Source organism: Devosia sp. MC532 (assembly GCF_016461625.1).
Classification (GTDB): Bacteria; Pseudomonadota; Alphaproteobacteria; order Rhizobiales; family Devosiaceae; genus Devosia.
Genome location: NZ_JAEMNZ010000017.1, coordinates 1 through 20,259 on the forward strand (window position 1 = coordinate 1; position 20,259 = coordinate 20,259).

A 20,259-nucleotide genomic window follows, 5' to 3' on the forward strand; every position below is an offset into this window, starting at 1 on the left:
GCTGGGGAGGCCGAAAGGACGCGCCCAATGGCCCGAATGCCGGTGCCGTTGAGATACATCTGAACGGCCTGCGCTTTTGTCTGAGCGCTGAATTTAGGGGCGCGATCAGTAAAGTACCGACCACACTCCTTACAGCTAAATCGCTGGTAACCCGCCTTGAGACCGCGCTTGACCGTGGCAGTGCTAGAACAATCTGGACAATCCATCTCAAACCCTCCGGCAAATCACCCCCAAGCAGTCAAACTAGAATCCCAAATGAGCAAGTTGTAAACAGTCCCCCCTCAAGGGGAGGGAGGCAGAGCGGTGTTGGGTGAGGGAACGACGTCAGGCGGGCACTGAGGGCGTTGCGAGGGATTTAGGGTGACGCGGTCGGTAGACGTAAAAAGGCCCCTTCACCCGGCCTGCGGTCGACCTCTCCCCCTAAGGGAGAGGTAAAGAGGGTGTCGGTTTTTGGGCATGCGTCAAAACCCAGACAATAAAAAAGGGCGCACGGGGCGCCCTTTTTATATTCTGTGACTGGTGACGCTTATTCAGCTGCCATGGCCATCTGGGGGCCCGCGCCGGCATCGGCTTCGGAACCGAACTTTTCAAAGTTCTTCTGGAACAAAGCCACAAGCTTGGTGGCCTGCATGTCGTAGGCGTCGGTGTCGGCCCAGGTCTGACGTGGGTCGAGCAGCTTGGCGTCGATCCCCTCGAGAGCGGTTGGCACCGCAAAGCCGAACATTGGGTCGAGACGGAATTCAACGTCATCAAGCGAGCCGTCAAGCGCTGCAGTGAGCAGACGACGGGTCGAGGCAATGTCGATACGCTTGCCAGTGCCGTAGCCGCCGCCGGTCCAGCCGGTGTTCAGCAGCCACGCTTGAGCGCCGCTCGAACGCAGACGGTCCGCCAGCATTTCGCCGTAAACGGTTGGGTGCAGTGGCATGAACGGCGCGCCGAAGCAGGCCGAGAAGGTTGCCTGTGGTTCGGTGACGCCACGCTCGGTGCCAGCGACCTTAGCGGTGTAGCCAGACAGGAAGTGGTAGACAGCCTGCTCGGGGGTCAGCTTGGCGAGCGGCGGCAGAACACCAAAGGCGTCGGCGGTGAGGAACACGACGGTCTTTGGCGTGCCACCAACACTGCCCGTGGCCAGCGATGGCAGGACATGGATTGGGTAGGCCGCACGAGTGTTTTCGGTCAGCGAGATATCGTCGAACTCAGGAACGTGCTGATCGTCGAGGATGACGTTTTCCAGCACGGTGCCGAATTCGCGCGTTGCCGCGTAAATTTCAGGCTCTGCCGTGGCCGAGAGCTTTACGGTCTTGGCATAGCAACCGCCTTCAAGATTGAAGACGCCACGATCGGACCAACCGTGCTCGTCGTCGCCGATGAGCGGACGGTTCGGGTCGTTCGACAGCGTGGTCTTGCCGGTGCCGGAGAGACCAAAGAACAGCGCTGCTTCGCCTTCAGGGCCAAGATTTGCCGAGCAGTGCATCGGCAGAACATTGTGGCGAGGCGCGTGGAAGTTGAACAGCGAGAAGACGCTCTTCTTGATTTCGCCAGCGTAGAGCGTGCCCGCGATGACCACGAGATTGCGGCTCATATCGAGGGCAATGACGGTATCTGTGCGCGAACCGTGGCGGGCCGGATCGGCCTTGAAGTTCGGCGCATGAACGATGGTGACAGCCATTGCGGCGGCGCCCTCGGCAATACCTTCACCCTTACGGATGAGCAGATTGCGAATGAACAGGGCATGCCAAGCGCTCGGGGTGAGCACGGTGACGGCATATTGGTGTTCAGAATCGGCACCAGCGAGCAGGTCCTGACGGAACATGTCCTGACCGGCCAGATGGGCTTTCACATCGCCCAAGAGCACATCAAAATGCTCTGGCGAAAGCGCGCCGGAGTTCTCCCACCAAACACTGTCGGCAGTGAGCGCGTCGCGAACGATAAACTTGTCCTTTGGAGAACGGCCGGTAAAAGCGCCCGTTTCCACCGACAGCGCGCCATGCGCGGTCAAGCGGCCATAACCGTTGGCGAGAGATGCTGCGACCAACTGGGGCGCAATAGCATTGTCGCTGACAGAAGCGGCAGAAGTAACAAGTTCATCTCTCAGGGCGACGTGATCGAAGCCAGACATTGTTCGTCTCCTTTCCGACACTCCGATGAGTGCCGTCTGGAGCGGAAAATACGGCTTTCTGAGCGGCACAAACCATCGGGCAATGGGTCGTACGACGGAAGTCGGAGAGTGGAAGTTTTCGGGCGAACACTGGTATTAGACGGTCATGCGCCTTATTTAATGCGTAATTGTCGCTTGCAACGGCAGTTGTAGATAAAGTTCGGGTTTACGGACTCGCTTGCACCACGAGAAGAAAGGCAGCTCATGCCCAAGATCGCCTTGGTAGACGACGACCGCAATATTCTGACCTCGGTGTCTTTGACGCTTGAGGCTGAAGGCTACACCGTGGCGACCTACACTGATGGCGTGTCCGGGCTTGAAGGCCTGACCACGGACAAGCCTGATCTAGCGATTCTCGATATTAAAATGCCGCGTATGGATGGCATGGAACTGCTGCGCCGCCTGCGCCAGAAATCGGATGTGCCGGTGATCTTCCTCACCTCCAAGGATGAGGAAATCGACGAGTTGTTTGGCCTCAAGATGGGTGCGGATGACTTCATCACCAAGCCCTTCAGCCAGCGTCTCTTGGTAGAACGAGTGAAAGCCATTCTGCGCCGTTCGGCCCCGCGCGAGCCGGGCGCACCTGGCGTTGCCGGTGGCGAACCTACACCAAGCAAGGCACTGATTGAGCGCGGCTCGCTGGTGATGGACGAAGAACGCCACACCTGCACCTGGAAGGGCCAGCGCGTGACGCTGACCGTGACCGAATTCCTCATTTTGCAAGCGCTGGCGCTGCGTCCCGGCGTGGTGAAGTCGCGTAATGCGCTGATGGATGCTGCTTACGACGATCAGGTCTATGTCGACGATCGCACCATCGACAGCCACATCAAACGTCTGCGCAAGAAGTTCAAAGCCACTGACGATGATTTCGAAATGATCGAAACGCTCTATGGCGTCGGCTATCGCTTCAAGGAGCAATAAGACCTCTGTGTCGAGCGAGGGGCCCCTTTCAGAACCGAACGCAGCCAACCCTGACCCTGTTGAGAGCTCTCAGCGCTCATCGAACAAGGGCTGGCGCATGATTTTTGTGCCGCTGATCAAGCTGATCAGCGGTATTCAGCGTTTTCTCGATCTCACGATTTTCTCGAGCCTGACGCGCCGCATTGTCGTGCTGAACATGGCGGGGTTGCTCGTGCTGGTGGTGGGGATTTTGTATCTCAACCAGTGGCGCGCCGGGCTGATCGACGCGCGCGTGCAATCGCTGCGCGTGCAGGGCGAAATCATCTCTGCCGCCATCGCTTCATCGGCGACGGTGGATAGCGACATCATTCAGATCAATCCTGACCGTCTGCTCGACAGTCAGGCGGGCAATGTCTCCCCCCTTTCCTATTATGACCCTTCGCTGGAATTTCCGATTGATCCGCAACGGATCGCACCGGTGCTGCGCAATCTGATCATGCCGACGCGCACGCGCGCGCGCATCTATGATCAGCAGGGCCTGCTCATTCTCGACAGCGACAATATCTATACCAAGGGCGAAGTCTTGCGCCCCTCGATCAGCACCGAGAGCCACGAGGAGTTCTTCCTCCTCAGCTGGTGGAATGCGCTGCTCAACTGGTCGCCAGGCGACAATTACCCGACCTACCAGGAATATGGTGCTGATGAAGGTCAGCGCTATCCGGAGGTCGCCTCGGCGCTACTGGGCGCGCCAGCCGATTTCGTGCGTGTCGACGCTCATAATCAACTGGTCGTGTCAGTGGCCGTGCCAGTGCAGCGCATGCGCGCCTATGTCGGCGCCATTCTACTCTCGACCGCGCCGGGCGATATCGACTCTGTGGTGGCGCAGGAGCGATGGAGCCTCTTGCGGATCGCAGGGATTGCGGCGGGCGTTCAGATCGTCCTTTCGTTATTGCTCGCCGGGACCATTGCGGGTCCGATGCGTCGCCTCGCTGCGGCTGCAGAACGCGTGCAAACTGCTGGTGACGCGCGCGCGGAAATCCCCGATTTCAGCGAACGTCCGGACGAGATTGGGCACTTGTCCTATGCGCTGCGCCGGATGACGGATGCGCTCTACAACCGTATTGAGGCGATTGAGCGCTTTGCAGCGGACGTGGCGCATGAGCTTAAAAACCCGCTCACCTCGCTTCGTTCGGCGGTTGAGACCTTGCCGCTGGCCAAGCGCGAGGAAGACAAGCAGCGCCTTAACGAGATTATTCAACACGACATTCGGCGTCTTGATCGTCTCATTACCGATATTTCTAGTGCCAGCCGCCTCGACGCTGAACTGGCGCGCGAAAGCGTGGAACTGGTCGATGTCGAGCAATTGGCGACAGCCATGGTGGCTATTCAGCGGGACATGGCGGCGGGACGCGATGTTAATGTTGTGCTGGGCAAGCGCACCGGGCGCGGCACCACCACGATCAGCGGCCATGAAAGCCGCCTGGCGCAGGTCTTCGCCAATCTCATCGATAATGCGGTGTCGTTCTCGCCTAAGGACGGCACAGTGACCGTTGCGGTGAGCACCGATGCTGACGAGATTACCATCACGGTGAGCGATGAGGGGCCAGGGATCACCGGCGACGTCACCCGGATTTTCCAGCGGTTCTATACCGACAGACCGGAAACCGAGAGCTTTGGTAATCACTCGGGCCTTGGGCTTTCGATATCGAAACAAATTGTCGACGCCCATAAGGGGACGATTAAGGCCCATAACCGGACCGATCGTTCTGGGGCTGTGTTCACCATTGTGTTACCGCGCGCCAAAAAGTAGATTGGGGGCATGACGACAGCTCTCAATATTCACGGCACCGGTTTGATTCTCGATGGCGCAGGCGTCCTGCTGCGCGGTCCATCTGGTGCTGGCAAATCGGTACTCGCGCTCGCCCTGCTCGAACGCTTCGACGGTCGTGGGCTTGAGGCGCGTCTGGTTGCTGACGATCGGATTGATATCAGCGACGACGGCAACGGCCTCATCATGCTGGCACCCAAAAGCTTGGCAGGCCTTATTGAATTGCGCGGGCGCGGCATTGTTCAGCGCCCCCATGCGGAACGGGCGCGACTCACTGTGATTATCGACCTTGTGCCGGAATTGATCCGCATGGTGGAGGAAGATGAGCTCGTGACGGAGCTTGCGGGCTATCAATTCCCGCGCGCGCCAGTGCCGACGGCCAATCAGATTAGTCTTGGCCACCAAGAGCTTCTGGTGCTTGAAGCGCTTCGCGCAAGCGCTAAGGTTTAACAAGCCTCATAATATTTCCCTTGCAACTAGGGTGTGTGAGGGCAAGACTGCGGGCTCTTATTCGACCGATCTTGGATCGGTTCGGCCAAGGGGCAGAAGCGATGTCTCGCAGGTCATCACGCGAGCAGCCGCCGACTGGGGATTGTCTATGATTGGTTTGGTTCTGGTGACCCACGGGGCACTGGCTGACGAATTTAAGTTGGCCATGGAGCATGTTGTTGGTCCGCAGGAATATATCGAAACGATAGCGATTGGTCCTGAAGACAACGCTGAAACCCGGCGCGAGGATATTCTTTCCGCCATCGACCGCGCCGACACTGGCGCAGGCGTCATCATTCTCACCGATATGTTTGGCGGGACGCCATCCAATCTGGCCATCTCTGTGATGCAGACGCGCCAAGTGGAAGTGATCGCGGGGGTTAACCTGCCCATGCTGGTAAAGCTGGGCCGCGTGCGGGGCGATTTGCCTGTCGCAGAAGCGGTGGCTCTAGCGCAGGAAGCGGGCCGTAAGTATATTACCGTCGCAAACTCAATCCTCGGCGGATCCTAATCTATGGACGGAACTGGTGGTGCTGGCAGAGCGCTGGCGCAACAACTGACCATCGTGAACCTCAAAGGGTTACACGCTCGGGCTTCCGCACGCTTCGTGCGGACAGCGGAGTGCTTTGACGCGACCATCACCGTCATTAAAGACGGCACTTCGGTTGCGGGCAATTCCATTATGGGTCTGATGATGCTGGGCGCTGGGCCGGGCTCGAACATTCTGGTGCAGGCCACCGGCAAGCAGGCGCGCGAGGCACTCGAGGCCATTGTCGAGCTGGTCAACAATGGCTTTGATGAGGACGTAGAAGGCGCGTCGCAGGCTTAATTGACCAGAGAATAGGTGATGGTTGTCACCACGCGAACCTTCTTATCAATCTGCTTTTCCGGACGGTCGTTGGGGATTTCGACCGCAGGCAGGATTTCAAACACACCCTGATTGGCACTTTGGATGGTGCCGACATTGGCGCCGGATTCGGTGGCGAACTGGGCCGCTGTGTCTTTGGCGCGCTGTGTGGCTTCGGTGAGCATTTCACTCTTGAGGTCGTTGATGCCGGTGAAGACAAAGCTCGCCCCGGCGCTATAGGCATCAGCCGAGAACACCACGCCCTGGCGCAAGAGATCGGCGACCTCGCGGGAAGCGGCGGCAAGGTCTTGCACCTTATCTGTGGTGACGAGCAGATCTTCGGTCAGAACGAAGCGGTATTCATCCTGAATGGAGCCGGCGTTATAGCCCGCAGCGCGATCCTCAACGAGAACGTTCTGGACCTGAATTTCTTCCGCGGCAAAGCCACGCTCTTCTAGGAAGCGATTGACCGCGGTTTCCGATGTTTCGAGGCTGGTGCGGGCCTGTTCCAGCGTTGCGCCGGTGGCGACGAAACGAATGGGCCAGAAGCCCAAATTGGCTTCGACCGCGCGTTCCGAAAGCCCCTTCACAGTCACCGTCCGCAAAGGCTGTTTGCTGGTGATGAGGCTATCGCCAACGAGGTAGCCTGCCCCAGCGATGCCAGCGGCGAGGACAACTGCACCCACGACAATTCCGAAATTCATGCTAATCCCCCTGCGAGCAAAGTGGTATGGCAGATTGCGCCGCGAACATGGCGCAACTAAGGGATAGAAGGAGTGCCCTGAATGGCGGATGAACAGAGGAAAATTGGTCTTGCGCTGATTGGGGCTGGCATGGGGGCCAAACCGCACGCGCTGGCGCTCAACTCTCTTAAAGACAAGATTGACGTTGTTGGCGTTTACCGGCGCGATCAGGCGCAGCTCAAAGAATTCTGCGACAGCTATGCCCTCCCCGCAGCGACAGATTTGGATGCGTTGATTGCTGATCCACGGGTGGATGTCGTGTTGCTCGTAACAACCCCGAATGCGCGGTTGGAGATTGTCGAAAAGGCGGCCAAGGCAGGTAAGCATATCCTGAGCGAAAAGCCGATTGAGCGGACGCTGGCGGCGGCAGAGGAAATCGTCGGGCTCGCGGACGCGGCTGGGGTGAAACTGGGGATCATCTTCCAGCACCGGTTCCGCGCGGCCTCCAAGGCGCTGACAGCAAAAGTCAAAAGCGGCGAATTGGGCAGGCTGCAAATGGTGCATCTGACCGTGCCGTGGTGGCGGCCACAAGAAGGGTATTACGACAAGCCGGGGCGCGGGACTTTTGCGCAGGATGGCGGGGGCGTTCTTATTACCCAAGCCATTCATGCCCTTGATCTAATGCTCAGTCTGACGGGGCCGGTGAAATCGGTGAACGCCCTTGTCGCGACGACGGGCATCCACACAATGGAGACTGAGGATTTTGTCAGCGCCGGGCTAGAATTTGAAAGTGGCGCTGTGGGCTCGCTCATGGCTACCACGGCCTGTTATCCCGGTGGGGCGGAAAGCCTGACGCTGGCTTTTGATAAGGCGACAGCGACGCTCTCTGGCGGCACTCTGACACTCTCCTATCATGATGGACGCGTGGAGAGTGTGGGCGAACCGACGGTCAGCGGCGGGGGCGCGGATCCGATGGCTTTCCCATTTGATTGGCATGCGGCGCAGATCGCCGATTTCGCCGATGCGATTTTGGAGGATCGTCAGCCGGTTTCGACCGGACATAGCGCGCTGCACGTCCATCGCCTGATCGATGCATTGATTGCCTCGGGACAGGCGGGTGCAAAAGTCACTCTATAAGAAAAGAGAAAGGGCCTCCCGTATGGTGCGAGAGGCCCTTTCTCAAACTTCGATTTGACGCCGGATCAGGCGGCGGCCTTCTTGCGGGCGAGACGCGCCTTGATGTGATCGACATCGGAGCGTGGGGTCGCGGCAAAGAGGGTCTTGGTGTAGTCGTGCTGAGGGTTGGTGAAGACGTCTTCACGCGTGCCACGCTCCACCACATCACCAAAATACATCACCATCACTTCATCAGCGATGTAGCGCACGACCGAGAGGTCATGGCTGATGAAGACATAGGTGAGGCCGAACTCTTCCTGAAGATCCTTAAGGAGATTGAGGATCTGCGCTTGAACTGACAGGTCGAGCGCAGAGACGGGCTCGTCTAGGACCAAGAAGCTTGGGTTGAGCATGAGCGCGCGCGCAATGGCGATACGCTGACGCTGACCGCCCGAGAACATGTGCGGGTAGCGGTTGAAGTGTTCTGGCTGCAGGCCAACTTTGATCAGCATGGCCATAGCCTTCTCGCGCCGCTCGGCCGCACTCAAACTGGTGTTGAGGAGCAGAGGCTCGGAAAGCACTTCACCGATCTTCTGGCGCGGGTTGAGCGAGCCATAAGGGTTCTGGAAGACGATCTGCACCTTTTGGCGCAGTTCCTTGGAGACGTTCTCGGCCGAAACCTTGTGACCGTCGATGAGGATGTCACCAGCAGTTGGCTCGTCGATCAGCGTGATCATGCGGGCAAGAGTAGACTTGCCGCAGCCGCTTTCACCAACGACAGCGAGGGTCTTGCCCTTTTCGAGCGAGAAGGAAACGCCCTTGACCGCGTGGTTGACCTTGGCCGGGCGGAAGAGGCCACCCGAGGACACGTAATCGCGCTTAAGATCGCGGACTTCTAGGACTGGAGTGCTCATTTGCGAACTCCTGGTGCAGCTTCAAACAGCATGTCGGAAACGGTCGGCAGACGATCGCCAACAGCATTTTCGGGCAGTGCCGAAAGCAGAGCGCGGGTGTAGTTTGACTGCGGGTTTTCAAAGAGGGAGAGCACGTCGGCTTCTTCCATCTTATGGCCCTTGTACTGGACCACAACGCGGTCGGCGGTTTCGGCCACGACACCCATATCGTGGGTGATCATGATCAGCGCCATGCCGGTTTCAGCCTGCAGACGCACGAGCAGATCCAGAATTTGCTTCTGAATGGTCACGTCGAGCGCCGTGGTTGGCTCGTCAGCGATCAGCAGCTTTGGATTGCAGGAAATCGCCATCGCAATCATGACGCGCTGGCACTGACCACCCGACATCTGGTGGGGGAAGGCATTGAGCTTGTCTTCCGCATCGCGAATGCCGACAAGGTTCAGCAGTTCCAGCGCACGGTCGCGCGCTGCCCGGCCCGAAAGACCGAGGTGCTTTTGCAGCACTTCGCCAATCTGGAAACCAACTGTGAAGCATGGGTTGAGGCTGGCGATTGGCTCCTGAAAGATCATGGCGATGTCTTTGCCAATGATCTTGCGCTTTTCGGCAGCCGACATGGCCAAGAGATCACGACCCGCAAAGGTCATGCTGTCGGCGCTGACATGGGCCGAAGCGGGGAGCAGGCCCATAGTTGCGAGCATGGCGACGGATTTCCCCGACCCAGACTCGCCGACGATGGCCAGCACTTCGCGTTCATCGACCGAAATATCGATACCGTCGACGGCCTTGAACAGACCATTGGAGGTATCGAAGGCGACAGTGAGATTTTTGATCTCGAGCAGGGACATTGGGGTCAGCTCCGCTTGAGTTTTGGATCGAGAGCGTCACGCAGACCATCGCCCACCAGATTGATCGCCAGAACAGTGATCAAAATGGCCAGACCTGGCAAGGTGACGATCCATGGATCGCTGGAAATGAATTCGCGTGCCTTGGCGAGCATGGTGCCCCATTCTGGGGTCGGTGCCTGCGCACCCATGCCGAGGAAGCCGAGAGCGGCCGCGTCGAGAATGGCATTCGAGAAGCTCAGCGTTGCCTGAACAATCAATGGGCCAAGGCAGTTCGGCAGGATGGTCTTGAACATTAGGCGAATGTGGCCTGCGCCAGCCATTTTGGCCGACACCACATATTCACGATCTTTCTCTGCCATGACCGCCGCGCGAACGAGACGCGCGAAGTGAGGCTGCAACACGAGAGAGATCGCCAGCATGGCATTGAGCAGGCCCGGGCCCAAAATTGCGACCAGCACGAGGGCAAGCAGCAAGGATGGGAAGGCCAGGATAATGTCCATGACGCGCATGATGACGTTATCGACCCAGCCACCGAAATAGCCCGCCAGAACGCCCAGAATAATGCCGACGCTGGCTGCGATGGTGACAACGATCAGGCCGATCGAGAGCGAATAGCGCGCGCCGTGAATGAGGCGCGAGAGGATGTCGCGACCCAGCTCGTCGGTGCCGAGCGGGAATTGCATGGTGCCGCCTGCAAAAGCAGGTGGGACCTTCATGAAGGCGCGGAACTGCTGTTCGGGCGCATAAGGGGCAATCCAAGGCGCAAAGAGTGCAACCAGGATCAGTATTGCGAACACCGCCAAACCAATGACAGCGCCGCGATTGACCGAGAAGTAAAACCAAAACTCAGCGAAAGCGTTCGGCTGCTTGATGGTTGTCGGGGAACTCTGTGTGGCGGCCATATTATTTCACCCTGATACGCGGGTTAATGACGGCATAGAGCACGTCAACGATAAGGTTCACGACCATGACGATACAGGCGATCAGGAAGAGACCAGACTGCACGGCGACATAGTCACGCTTGGAAATGGAATCGATCATCCATTTGCCAATGCCGGGCCAAGAGAAGATGGTTTCGGTCAAGATCGCGCCACCGAGCAGCAAGCCAACCTGCAGGCCGATGGTGGTGATGACCGGGATCATGGCATTACGCAGGGCGTGAACGTTGACGACGCGACGGCTCGATAGGCCCTTGGCCTTGGCGGTGCGGACATAGTCTTCGCCCAGAACTTCGAGCATGGCCGAGCGCGTCTGGCGCGCGATAACCGCAAGCGGGATGGTGCCGAGCACAATGGCGGGCAGAATAAGATGGCGCAGTGCCGAGACGAAGGCCGGCCAATTGCCGTGCAGCAGCGTATCGATCAGCATAAAGCCGGTGATGGGCTTGAGGAAGAAGGTGAGCGCGATGCGGCCAGAGACTGGCGTCCACCCCAAATAGGCGGAGAAGAACATCATCAGCAGCAGACCCCACCAGAAGATGGGCATGGAATAGCCAGCGAGCGCGACGCTCATCGAAAGCTGATCAATCCACGAGCCGCGCTTGACGGCTGCGAGAACACCGAAGGGCACACCAATCGCGACCGCGAAGAGCATGGCCATCAGCGCCAGTTCAACCGTTGCCGGGAACAGGGTGAAGAACTCATTCAGTACGGGGCGCTTGGTGGCCAAAGAGACGCCGAAGTCGCCTTGCAGCAGGCCGCCGACATAGTTGAAATACTGCTGCCAGATCGGCAGGTTATAGCCGAACTGCTCCTTGAGGATTTCATATCGCTCAGGGGTGACGCCGTGTTGACCGGCCATGGCCAGGATTGGATCGCCGGGCAGAACGCGGACGAACGCAAAGGCGCAGATGGAAATGCCGATCAAGGTCGGAATTATCAGCGCTAACTTGCGCAGGATATAGTTCAGCATATGCGGGTTCTCTTGGCCACAGCTTGATGACTCTGCTGATTGGAAAGACCGCTGTTTCCAGCTCAGCTAAGCGTCGGTCAAATAACAAAGCTTTGACGTGGCATGATGCAGAAAGGCTTCGGGGTATTACCCCCGAAGCCCGTTGATAGGTAACGAGGCAGGCTTATTCCGCGACGTCGACGCCCACGAAGGAGTGCGTGCCGAGAGGGCTCATGGTGTAGTTGAGCACCTTTTTATTCATCGGCATAAACACCTTGGAGTGAGCAAGGGTGAGGACTGGTTCTTCCTGCTTGAAGAGAACCTGAGCCTGTTCATAGAGCGCGGTGCGCTCTGCCTGATCGGTCGTGGCCTTGGCCTTCTGGATCAGCGCTTCGAACTCTTCGTTACACCATGACGCATAGTTGGACACGCCAATTGCCGCGCAGGAGAACAGAGTGCCGAAGAAATTGTCCGGATCGCCATTGTCGCCGCTCCAGCCGATCTGGAATGGACCCTTACGGTCTTTCAGCTTGCCGCGCTCGCGATATTCGGTCCATTCGTAGGAGATGATATTGGCAGTGACGCCAATGGCAGCCCAGTCGGCCTGAATGAGTTCAGCAACGCGCTGAGCATTCGGGTTGTATGGACGCGAAACCGGCATCGCCCACAGATCGGTGGTCAGACCGGTAACGCCAGCTTCTTCGAGCAGCTTCTTGGCCGCTTCTGGATCGTAGACGTCATCAACAACAGCGTTGTTGTAGGACCACATGGTTGGTGGGATCAGGTTCTTAGCAACCTGGCCCGCGCCTTCGTAGACCGCATCAACGATCGCCTGCTTGTCGACGGCCATCGAGAGCGCCTTACGCACGTTGACGTTGTCGAACGGTGCTTCGGTGGTGTTGTAAGCCATGTAGCCGATGTTGAGGCCTTCGGCTTCAAGAACGGTCAGCTTGTCATTGCCCTGAAGGGTCGGAATGTCCGCTGGCGCTGGGTATGGCATGATATCGCATTCGCCAGCGATCAGACGCTGAGCGCGCACCGAAGCATCGGTGGTGATCGCGAAGATCAGATCGTCAATCGGCTGCTTGCCTGCGAAGTAGTCAGGGAAAGCCTGGTAGCGGATGACGGAATCGAGCTGGTAATCAACCAGCTGGAACGGGCCAGTGCCAACGGGCTGGGTCGAGAAGGAGGCCATGTCGCCCGAAGCTGCGAGCTGGTCAGCATATTCCTTCGAGACGACCGAAGCGAACTGCATCGCCAAGTTCGCCAGCATTGGCGCATTGGCTTCGTTCAGGGTCAGCTTGACGGTCAGGTCATCGACCTTCTCCAGCGACTTGATCGCGCCAGGCATGTCCATGCCCTGGAAATAGTCCCAAGTCATGCCTGGGAGATATTCGTACCAAGGATTGTCCTGCTTCCACTGGCGCTCGAACGAGAATATCACGTCGTCAGCGTTCATGTCGCGGGTTGGGGTGAAGTATGGCTGGGTGTGGAACTTCACGCCCGAACGGAGCTTGAAGGTATATTCAAGACCATCAGCCGAAACTTCCCACGACTCAGCCAAGCCAGGAACGACTTCGGTGCTGCCGGGAGCGAACTCAACCAGGCGGTCGTAAATGGTGTGCGCCGAGGCGTCGAAATCGTTACCACCGGTCTGCGGACCAGGGTCAAAGTGCGAAGGCGAGGCTTCCGAGCAGTAGACCAATTGCTTAGCCTGCGCCGTGCCGACGACAACAGCCGTCATGGCCGTCGCGACCATCAGGGTTTTCATCAATTTCATGAGAGCGTCTCCCGGGGAGTGGACGTCCGATGGTACAACCAAAGGACATTGCCATAAAAAACCTCAGAATAAACCCAAGTGCAACGCCAATTACTGACCAATTGGTCAAATCTGCATTTGCACGAAAATTGCAACGACACTTAATCGCTTAAACGCCTGATATTGCGGTCTAAATCCCCAATAATCACGTGTGCGTTACTGTCGTAAAAATCACAAGCATTCCCGCGCCTGCTACCACTTGTCACAGCCCTTTGGCCCGTTTCCAAACACGCAATTGCGTCTGGGGACGAGTCATCGTGATCGATCGTCTTGCTGCGCAATGACCCTTGTGACCGATAAGCTTGCGGCAGCGCCTTGCCACGACAGAAATTATCATGACACATACGCGCCAACTATCTGAAAGCAGGATAGACAAAACGCTGGTGGACTGAGCCTCAAGTCCAACGGGAGGGCAGCATGAGTGCGCGTGACTTAGGCCGCAGCGGCATTTCTATTATGCCACTGGTTTTCGGCAGCAATGTTTTTGGGTGGACCGTTGATGAGGCCACCGCCTTTACAATTTTGGATGCCTTTGTGGACGCGGGATTTACCGCCATCGACACCGCAGAGGGCTATCCCAATTGGGTGCCGGGCAATCCACCAGGGCTGAGCGAGACCATTATTGGCAAGTGGCTCAGCGCAAGAGGTGGACGCGACCAGATCCATCTTTTCACCAAGGTCAATTCGGCCCGCCAGCCGGGTGGCTTGAAACGCGACGCTATTATGGCAGGGGTTGAGGCGTCGCTGCAGCGCCTGCAGACCGACTATATTGACCTCTACTTTAGCCATTGGCCCGATGCGAACACGCCTCATGACGAAACGCTGGAGGCCTATGATCGCCTGATTGGGGCGGGCAAAGTGCGCACCATTGGTGCGTCCAATTATACGGCAGAGATGCTGGCCGACGCCGAAGAGCGCGCGCAGTCCCTCGCCGTGCAACGCTATGAAGTGTGTCAGACGCGCTACAATCTTTATGACCGCGCTGAGTTTGAAGGACTGCGCCCCTATCTGCTGGAGCGCAATATGGGTGCCGTAGTCTACTTTGGGCTGGCGGCGGGATTTTTGACCGGCAAGTATCGCAAGGCAGCAGATTTTGGCCAATCCGCTCGCGGCGGCGGCGTGGCTCAGTATCTCAATGACAAGGGATTGGCGGTTTTGGCGGCGCTCGATCAAGTGGCGGCCGAACAAAACGCGACACTAGCCGAAATCGCGATTGCCTGGCTCGTCGCCCAGCCCGGAGTGACTGCTCCTATAGCTTCGGCGACAACAATTAGGCAACTCGCCAGCCTCGTCCGCGGCGCAACACTGACGTTAACAGCAGATCAACACCAGCTCCTTGATAAAGCAGGGCAATGATGGCCTTGCGGCCAAAGCTCTGCTTTGCAAGGATGGCAAACTTTCATTACGAATCAGTATTTTACAGAAATAACTCCATATCCGATTTGATAGACGCTGAGTGTTTCTGTCGCTTCCGCGAGCTCATTTATGTTTAAATCGCAGCAACACACTCGTGACGTTTTTGCTCCGGCCAAGCTCGGAATGCGTCACAACACTCTGCGCAAGGCCAATTCCAAAACGGTCATGCGCGCTATTGGGTTTAACCCAGGGGTTTCTAACGCTGGGATTTCACGCATTTCAGGGCTTGCCCCTCAAACTGTCTCGGCCATTCTGCTCGACTTGGAAGACAATGGCCTAATCATGCGGGGGGACGCTGTACGCGGCAAGCGCGGGCAACCGGCCACCCCTATTTCGCTCCATCCCCATGGGGGATTGGCGATTGGGGTTGAGATTAGCTGGACCCGTGCCGAAGTGCTGCTGCTCAATCTTCATGCCGAGGTGGTGCACAGCCATTCGCTGACCTACGCCTATCCTGATGCGCATAGCCTGCTCGACTGGATCGGCGAGCGCATTGAGGAAACCCTCGGGGCGCTGCCGCCGCAACGGCGAAAGAAAGTGCTCGATGTTGGCCTCGCGATCCCCGCCGATTTGGGTGGGGGGATGAGCGAGCTTTATGCACCGGAAGAGCAAATCGCGCTCTGGCGCGAGATCAACCCCAAGGCTGAACTGGCGCGCAAAACCCATTTGGACATAACGGTGTTCAACGACGGCAATGCTGCGTGCTGGAGCGAACTGATCGCGCTGGCGACGCCACGCCCGGCCAGCATTGTCTACCTGCTCGCCAGCGACTTTCTCGCCGCCGGCATTGTCGGGGATGGCGAACTTTGGGAAGGGCCGACGGGGCATGGTGCCGACTTAGGCTCGATGCTCGTGCATCCAGAAGGCGGCGGACCGCTTGAGGCCCACTATACCGCCTCGCTTCTGGCTTTGCGCAAAGCCATTGGTGGCAATGAGATTTCTGCACCCTTCCCGCCTGAATGGACCGGCGAAGGATATGAAGAGCAGCTCAACACCTGGATCGCCGCCAGCGCGCGCGCCATGGCGAGCGTCATCTTCAACACGGTGACCGTGTTGGAAACGCCCTTAGTGATCATTGATAGCTCGCTCAGCCGCGAGCTCAGTCAGAGACTCGCCACCGAAGTGCAGACGTGTCTGGAGAGCCTGCCGGTTCGTCGCTTTGTACCGCCGCGCGTCAGCGCAGGCAAAAACGGCGCCCTTGCTTCCGCAATAGGCGCCGCTGAACTGGCTCTCTATAGACGATATTTCTAAGAGTTAGGATTTTTCACCGGCAAGATCATCCAGCGCGTCGCGCAAGCGCGCGCTCGGAATAAACACGACTGTCTGGTGGGGAGCAATTGGATGCTCAACCCCTGTGCGCGGATTGCGACCAACGCGCTCGGCGCGCGAACGCACCTGCAGCGTACCGAAGCCGGTCAACTTGACGGTCTCGCCAATGCTGAGCTCTTCACCCACGATTTCAAGAAGGCGATCAACCAAAGTGCTGGCGTCCTGACGGGAGCAACCCGTTGCTTGGACAGCGCGATCGCTGAGCAGAGCTCGCGTAACCGTCTTTTCCACTCATACCTCCTAAGGCATTTAAGTTCCTGTTACGAATATAAACGTGCGTAACCGCATTTTGGTTGCGATAAAAAAGCCCTATCATCGGTTTTTTATCCTGACGAACACGCTCAACAAATGTTGACATTTCTTAGAATGGTTATAATCTGGGTGGAGTGTTACACCTCGACGCCAGAGGTAGACCCTAAGGAAGACCATCCGTGAGACTTACCCGCCAATCCAACTACGCCATTCGCACACTCGTTTACTGTGCGGTTAACGAGCCAGGCCTCAGTAGGGTTGCAGAAATAGCTCGTGCATATGGAATTTCTGAGCTGTTCCTGTTCAAACTGATCAAGCCATTGGTCGAAGCAGGACTGCTGCAGACCGTGCGCGGTCGTCACGGCGGCATTAAGCTGGGCAAACCAGCGGATCAAATCACCCTGCTGCAGACCATTCGTCTGACCGAAGAAAATTTCGCACTGGCGGAATGCTTTGAGGAAGGCGCGGATTGCCCGCTGATCGGGGAATGCGATCTCAATGGCGCATTGCGGGAAGCCCTTGGCGCCTTCTTTGACGTTTTGGACAAGCACACAATCGCCAACCTAGCAGCGCGTAAACGCTCTATTCGCGAACGTCTTGGCCTTTCAACGACAGAGGCTGTGAACGCCACGGAAGACGGCGAAATCGTCAACGCTATTCCGGCGGAATGATCCGAAAATCAAATATGAGTTTGACAATCATGTTTATGCATGGTTGATTGGGGGCATGGCGCTCCCCCTTGGGGCCTTGGGGCAGCGCCAAAATGACGGGGCTTGCTGCTGCCGTCTCCCCGGCCGGTTAGGATCCTCAACGTCCTGACCGGCCTTTTCCTTTTTAGCGTGATTGATTAGCCATCGGCCCTGTGGTCTATGCGCGATTGAACAATACCGGACGACACAATGGCCCAGCCTCCCCTTCTCTCGCTTCAGGACATCTCCCTCACTTTTGGCGGTACGCAACTGCTAGAAAGTGCAGAGCTGATTGTGTCCCCAGGCCAGAGGATCGCGCTTGTTGGCCGCAATGGTTCGGGCAAGTCGACACTCTTGAAAATCGCAGCCGGTCTTATTCAGCACGACGGCGGCAAGCGCTTTGCAGAACCTAGCGCGACCATTCGCTATTTGGCGCAGGAGCCGGACCTCAAAGGGTATGCGACGACGCTCGCCTATGTTGAAGCCGGCCTTGCGCCGGGCGATGATTCTTATCGCGCGCAGTATCTGCTCGACGCACTCGGCATGACCGGCCAAGAAGACCCCAGCACGCTTTCCGGGGGCGAAGGCCGTCGCGCCGCGCTTGCGCGCGTCTTGGCACCGCAACCCGATGTGCTGCTGCTGGACGAACCAACCAACCATTTGGACCTGCCCGTGATCGAATGGCTGCAGGATGAGTTGAGCTCCATGCGCTCGGCCCTCGTCTTGATCAGCCACGACCGTCGTTTCCTTTCGGACCTCACCCGCTCCACTGTTTGGCTTGACCGTGGTCTCACGCGCCGCATTGAAAAGGGCTTTTCGGCCTTTGAAGGCTGGCGCGACGAAGTGCTCGAAAATGAAGAAAAAGAGCGTCACAAGCTCGACCGCCAGATTGTCCGCGAAGAGCATTGGCTGCGCTATGGCGTGACCGCGCGCCGCAAGCGCAATGTGGGTCGCCTTGAACGCCTCTCCGGCCTGCGTCAGGATCGTCGCGATCAGCGCAAGGTGCAGGGCAGCGTGACCCTGGCAGTGAGCGAAGGCCGCACTTCCGGCGCTTTGGTTGCCGAAGCGGACATGGTGAGCAAGAGCTTTGGCGAGCGCACCGTGGTGCGTGAGTTCTCGACGCGCGTTCTGCGTGGCGATCGTGTGGGTATTGTTGGGCCGAATGGCGCGGGCAAGACAACGCTGATCAAAATGCTGACCGGCTTGCTTGAGCCCGACACCGGCACGATCAAACTTGGCTCCGCCATTGAGCTGGCAATGCTCGATCAGGGGCGCGCCAAGCTTGAGCCCGAGACGCGTTTGCGTGATGCGCTGACCGGCGGGGGCAGCGACACCATCCATATCAATGGCGAACCCAAGCATGTGGTTGGCTATATGAAGGACTTCCTCTTCACCCCCGAACAGGCCAATACGCCAATCGGCAAGCTCTCGGGTGGCGAACGCGCCCGCGTTGCCCTAGCCCGTGCGTTGTCCCTGCCCTCAAACTTCCTCGTGCTCGACGAACCGACCAACGATCTCGATCTCGAAACGCTCGATCTCTTAGAAGAAATGGTTTCGGACTATGCCGGGACCGTGGTGGTGGTGAGCCACGACCGTGACTTCCTCGACCGCGTCGCCACCTCCGTCATTATGGCCGAGGGTAATGGCGACTGGACTGAATATGCCGGTGGCTATTCGGACATGGTCAGTCAGCGCGGCGCAGGGGTTTCAGCCCGCGTCGTCGAAAAAGCGTCCAAGGCCGAAAAGCGCAAGGCTGAAGCCGCAGCCGCAGCTGCCCAGCCTGCCAAGCGCAAGATGAGCTTTAAGGAAAAGCACGCGCTCGAAACCTTGCCCAAGGATATCGAAAAGCTCGACGCTGAGATCAAAGCGGTCAACGCCAAGCTTGCTGATGCCAATTTTTACGTGCGCGACCCAAACGGCTTTGCCAGCCAGACCAACGCCCTAGCAGCGCTGGAAACCAAGAAGGCCAAGGCTGAAGAGCAATGGCTGGAGCTTGAAATGCTGCGCGAGGAAATCGAAGGCTAAAGCCAGGGAATACGCAGCTCTTGCATATGCGTCAGGTTCTCCTGCTCGCCGTTGATACGGCGCAGGAGGATTTGACCGAGCTCGCGACCGGCATGGACAAAGTCCTCCGGCACGGTTTCAGCCTGCGGCTGGAATTGCATAAACATGAACGAGGACTGCTTGGTGACGACGTGAACGTCATCGCCCAGCGTGTGGCCGGCGTCGGTCAATCCGCCAATAATGGCCAGCGCTGAGAGCTCGGAAGCACAAACATAGCCATCGGGTGGGTTTGGGCGCTGCGCACGCTTGATGATGTAGCTGCGCATGGCATCGGAATGACTGCTCAGGTTCACGTCAGCCGCGAACTCAGCCTCGATACCGGCTTCTTGAGCGCCGCGCAGAACACCGGATTTAAGGTGTTCAGTATAGGTCAGCGCACTGTCCGGAAGAACGATCGACACCTTTTTACAGCCCTTCGTCGCCAAGCGTTTGGTGGCGTGGTAGGCATAGGCCTCGTTGTCGAAATCGACGAAGGGGTGCGGCTCGGAAAAGGCGCTGCGGCCGTGGACGGCAAAGGGGAAGTTTTCGTCCAATAGGTAGCGAATGCGCTCATCATTGGGCTCGGCCCGCGAAAAGATCACCCCGTCGGCCATGCGGTTGCGCACGATATGCTGCACTGGAACGATCGGGTCGACATTGCGGAATAAAGGCGTGATGACGAGATGATAGGGCGTGTCACGCAGCGCTTCAGTAATGCCTGAAACCAAGTTCGTGCCGAAACCATAAATGGTCTCTTCCGGCTCCAAAATCAGCGCGACGACATTGGTGCGCCCCGTTTTCAAACGCAGCGCCGCCCGATCTGGCAGATAGCCAATTTCGGCAGCAATTTTTTGCACGCGCTCGCGCGTGTCCTGCGCCAATTCTGGGGCATTGTTGAGCGCCCGCGAAATGGTGGTGACGGCCAGGCCGGTCATTTCGGCAATGGTTTTAAGTGTCGGTTTGCCGCTGGGCTTCACGCCGCGCTTGCTGCGAGCAACTGGCGCTTGGTCGTCATCTGACACGAAATGAACCTCTTAATGG

At 57.9% G+C, this 20,259-nt stretch carries 19 protein-coding genes; 10 read left to right on the top strand and 9 right to left on the bottom strand.

Translation table 11 applies throughout. The features are described from left to right. Positions 1-526: 526 nt before the first annotated feature. Positions 527-2,119 (bottom strand): phosphoenolpyruvate carboxykinase (ATP), encoded by a 1,593-nt coding sequence (pckA, locus tag JHC09_RS16065; protein WP_199532817.1) that lies wholly within the window; start codon positions 2,117-2,119, stop codon positions 527-529. Between the two features lie 243 nt (positions 2,120-2,362). Between pckA and JHC09_RS16070 the strand changes: the two genes are divergently transcribed. The 5 genes from JHC09_RS16070 to JHC09_RS16090 all read left to right on the top strand — a co-directional run bounded on the left by JHC09_RS16070 (position 2,363) and on the right by JHC09_RS16090 (position 6,204). Further along, positions 2,363-3,079, top strand: a complete 717-nt coding sequence (locus JHC09_RS16070) for a response regulator transcription factor (RefSeq protein WP_169196834.1) — start codon at positions 2,363-2,365, stop codon at positions 3,077-3,079. Positions 3,080-3,176: 97 nt separating this feature from the next. After that, positions 3,177-4,868, top strand: a complete 1,692-nt coding sequence (locus JHC09_RS16075; protein ID WP_169196835.1) for a sensor histidine kinase — start codon at positions 3,177-3,179, stop codon at positions 4,866-4,868. 9 nt (positions 4,869-4,877) lie between these two features. Beyond that, entirely contained in the window at positions 4,878-5,336 is a 459-nt protein-coding gene (locus JHC09_RS16080) for an HPr kinase/phosphatase C-terminal domain-containing protein (RefSeq protein ID WP_169196836.1), read from the top strand. Between the two features lie 148 nt (positions 5,337-5,484). Further along, the gene (locus tag JHC09_RS16085; protein ID WP_169196837.1) at positions 5,485-5,886 is read left to right on the top strand and encodes a PTS sugar transporter subunit IIA; all 402 of its coding nucleotides are present in this window, start codon (positions 5,485-5,487) and stop codon (positions 5,884-5,886) included. 3 nt (positions 5,887-5,889) lie between these two features. Then, the gene (locus tag JHC09_RS16090; RefSeq protein ID WP_169196838.1) at positions 5,890-6,204 is read left to right on the top strand and encodes an HPr family phosphocarrier protein; all 315 of its coding nucleotides are present in this window, start codon (positions 5,890-5,892) and stop codon (positions 6,202-6,204) included. Here JHC09_RS16090 and JHC09_RS16095 read toward each other — a convergent pair. Then, on the bottom strand, positions 6,201-6,926 hold the full coding sequence (locus JHC09_RS16095; protein ID WP_199532818.1) for an SIMPL domain-containing protein: 726 nt from the start codon (positions 6,924-6,926) through the stop codon (positions 6,201-6,203). The two genes, JHC09_RS16090 and JHC09_RS16095, sit on opposite strands and share 4 nt — an antisense overlap. An 81-nt stretch (positions 6,927-7,007) precedes the next feature. Between JHC09_RS16095 and JHC09_RS16100 the strand changes: the two genes are divergently transcribed. After that, positions 7,008-8,042, top strand: a complete 1,035-nt coding sequence (locus tag JHC09_RS16100) for a Gfo/Idh/MocA family oxidoreductase (protein WP_199532819.1) — start codon at positions 7,008-7,010, stop codon at positions 8,040-8,042. A gap of 65 nt (positions 8,043-8,107) precedes the next feature. Here the strand turns inward: JHC09_RS16100 and JHC09_RS16105 are convergent, their stop codons facing one another. From JHC09_RS16105 to JHC09_RS16125, 5 genes are all read right to left on the bottom strand, one after another. Further along, a complete protein-coding gene (locus JHC09_RS16105) occupies positions 8,108-8,935 on the bottom strand; it encodes a dipeptide ABC transporter ATP-binding protein (protein WP_169196841.1) in 828 nt (275 codons plus the stop codon). Beyond that, the gene (locus tag JHC09_RS16110) at positions 8,932-9,780 is read right to left on the bottom strand and encodes an ABC transporter ATP-binding protein (protein ID WP_199532820.1); all 849 of its coding nucleotides are present in this window, start codon (positions 9,778-9,780) and stop codon (positions 8,932-8,934) included. Before JHC09_RS16110 ends, JHC09_RS16105 begins: the two co-directional genes overlap by 4 nt. A 5-nt stretch (positions 9,781-9,785) precedes the next feature. Further along, positions 9,786-10,682 (bottom strand): ABC transporter permease subunit, encoded by an 897-nt coding sequence (locus JHC09_RS16115; protein ID WP_169196843.1) that lies wholly within the window; start codon positions 10,680-10,682, stop codon positions 9,786-9,788. Between the two features lies 1 nt (position 10,683). Next, positions 10,684-11,691 (bottom strand): ABC transporter permease subunit, encoded by a 1,008-nt coding sequence (locus JHC09_RS16120; RefSeq protein WP_199532821.1) that lies wholly within the window; start codon positions 11,689-11,691, stop codon positions 10,684-10,686. Positions 11,692-11,854: 163 nt separating this feature from the next. After that, positions 11,855-13,450: an ABC transporter substrate-binding protein gene (locus JHC09_RS16125; protein ID WP_199532822.1), complete on the bottom strand. Its 1,596-nt coding sequence runs from the start codon at positions 13,448-13,450 to the stop codon at positions 11,855-11,857. Between the two features lie 456 nt (positions 13,451-13,906). Between JHC09_RS16125 and JHC09_RS16130 the strand changes: the two genes are divergently transcribed. Together JHC09_RS16130 and JHC09_RS16135 are read left to right on the top strand one after the other, a co-directional pair. After that, positions 13,907-14,845, top strand: a complete 939-nt coding sequence (locus JHC09_RS16130) for an aldo/keto reductase (protein ID WP_199532823.1) — start codon at positions 13,907-13,909, stop codon at positions 14,843-14,845. A 129-nt stretch (positions 14,846-14,974) separates the two neighbouring features. Further along, complete coding sequence (locus JHC09_RS16135) at positions 14,975-16,156, top strand: ROK family transcriptional regulator (RefSeq protein WP_199532824.1); 1,182 nt, start codon at positions 14,975-14,977, stop codon at positions 16,154-16,156. 3 nt (positions 16,157-16,159) lie between these two features. Here the strand turns inward: JHC09_RS16135 and JHC09_RS16140 are convergent, their stop codons facing one another. Then, positions 16,160-16,465, bottom strand: coding sequence for an HU family DNA-binding protein (locus JHC09_RS16140; protein WP_169196848.1), 306 nt, complete (start codon positions 16,463-16,465; stop codon positions 16,160-16,162). Positions 16,466-16,665: 200 nt separating this feature from the next. On the opposite strand from JHC09_RS16140, the gene rirA reads away from it, so the two are divergent. Both rirA and JHC09_RS16150 read left to right on the top strand, forming a co-directional pair. After that, on the top strand, positions 16,666-17,157 hold the full coding sequence (gene rirA / locus JHC09_RS16145) for an iron-responsive transcriptional regulator RirA (RefSeq protein ID WP_169196849.1): 492 nt from the start codon (positions 16,666-16,668) through the stop codon (positions 17,155-17,157). 228 nt (positions 17,158-17,385) lie between these two features. Then, a complete protein-coding gene (locus tag JHC09_RS16150) occupies positions 17,386-19,200 on the top strand; it encodes an ATP-binding cassette domain-containing protein (protein ID WP_182394714.1) in 1,815 nt (604 codons plus the stop codon). On the opposite strand, the gene JHC09_RS17230 is transcribed toward JHC09_RS16150, so the two are convergent. After that, positions 19,197-20,240, bottom strand: a complete 1,044-nt coding sequence (locus JHC09_RS17230; RefSeq protein WP_349236567.1) for a LacI family transcriptional regulator — start codon at positions 20,238-20,240, stop codon at positions 19,197-19,199. The genes JHC09_RS16150 and JHC09_RS17230 overlap by 4 nt on opposite strands. Positions 20,241-20,259 lie beyond the last annotated feature (19 nt).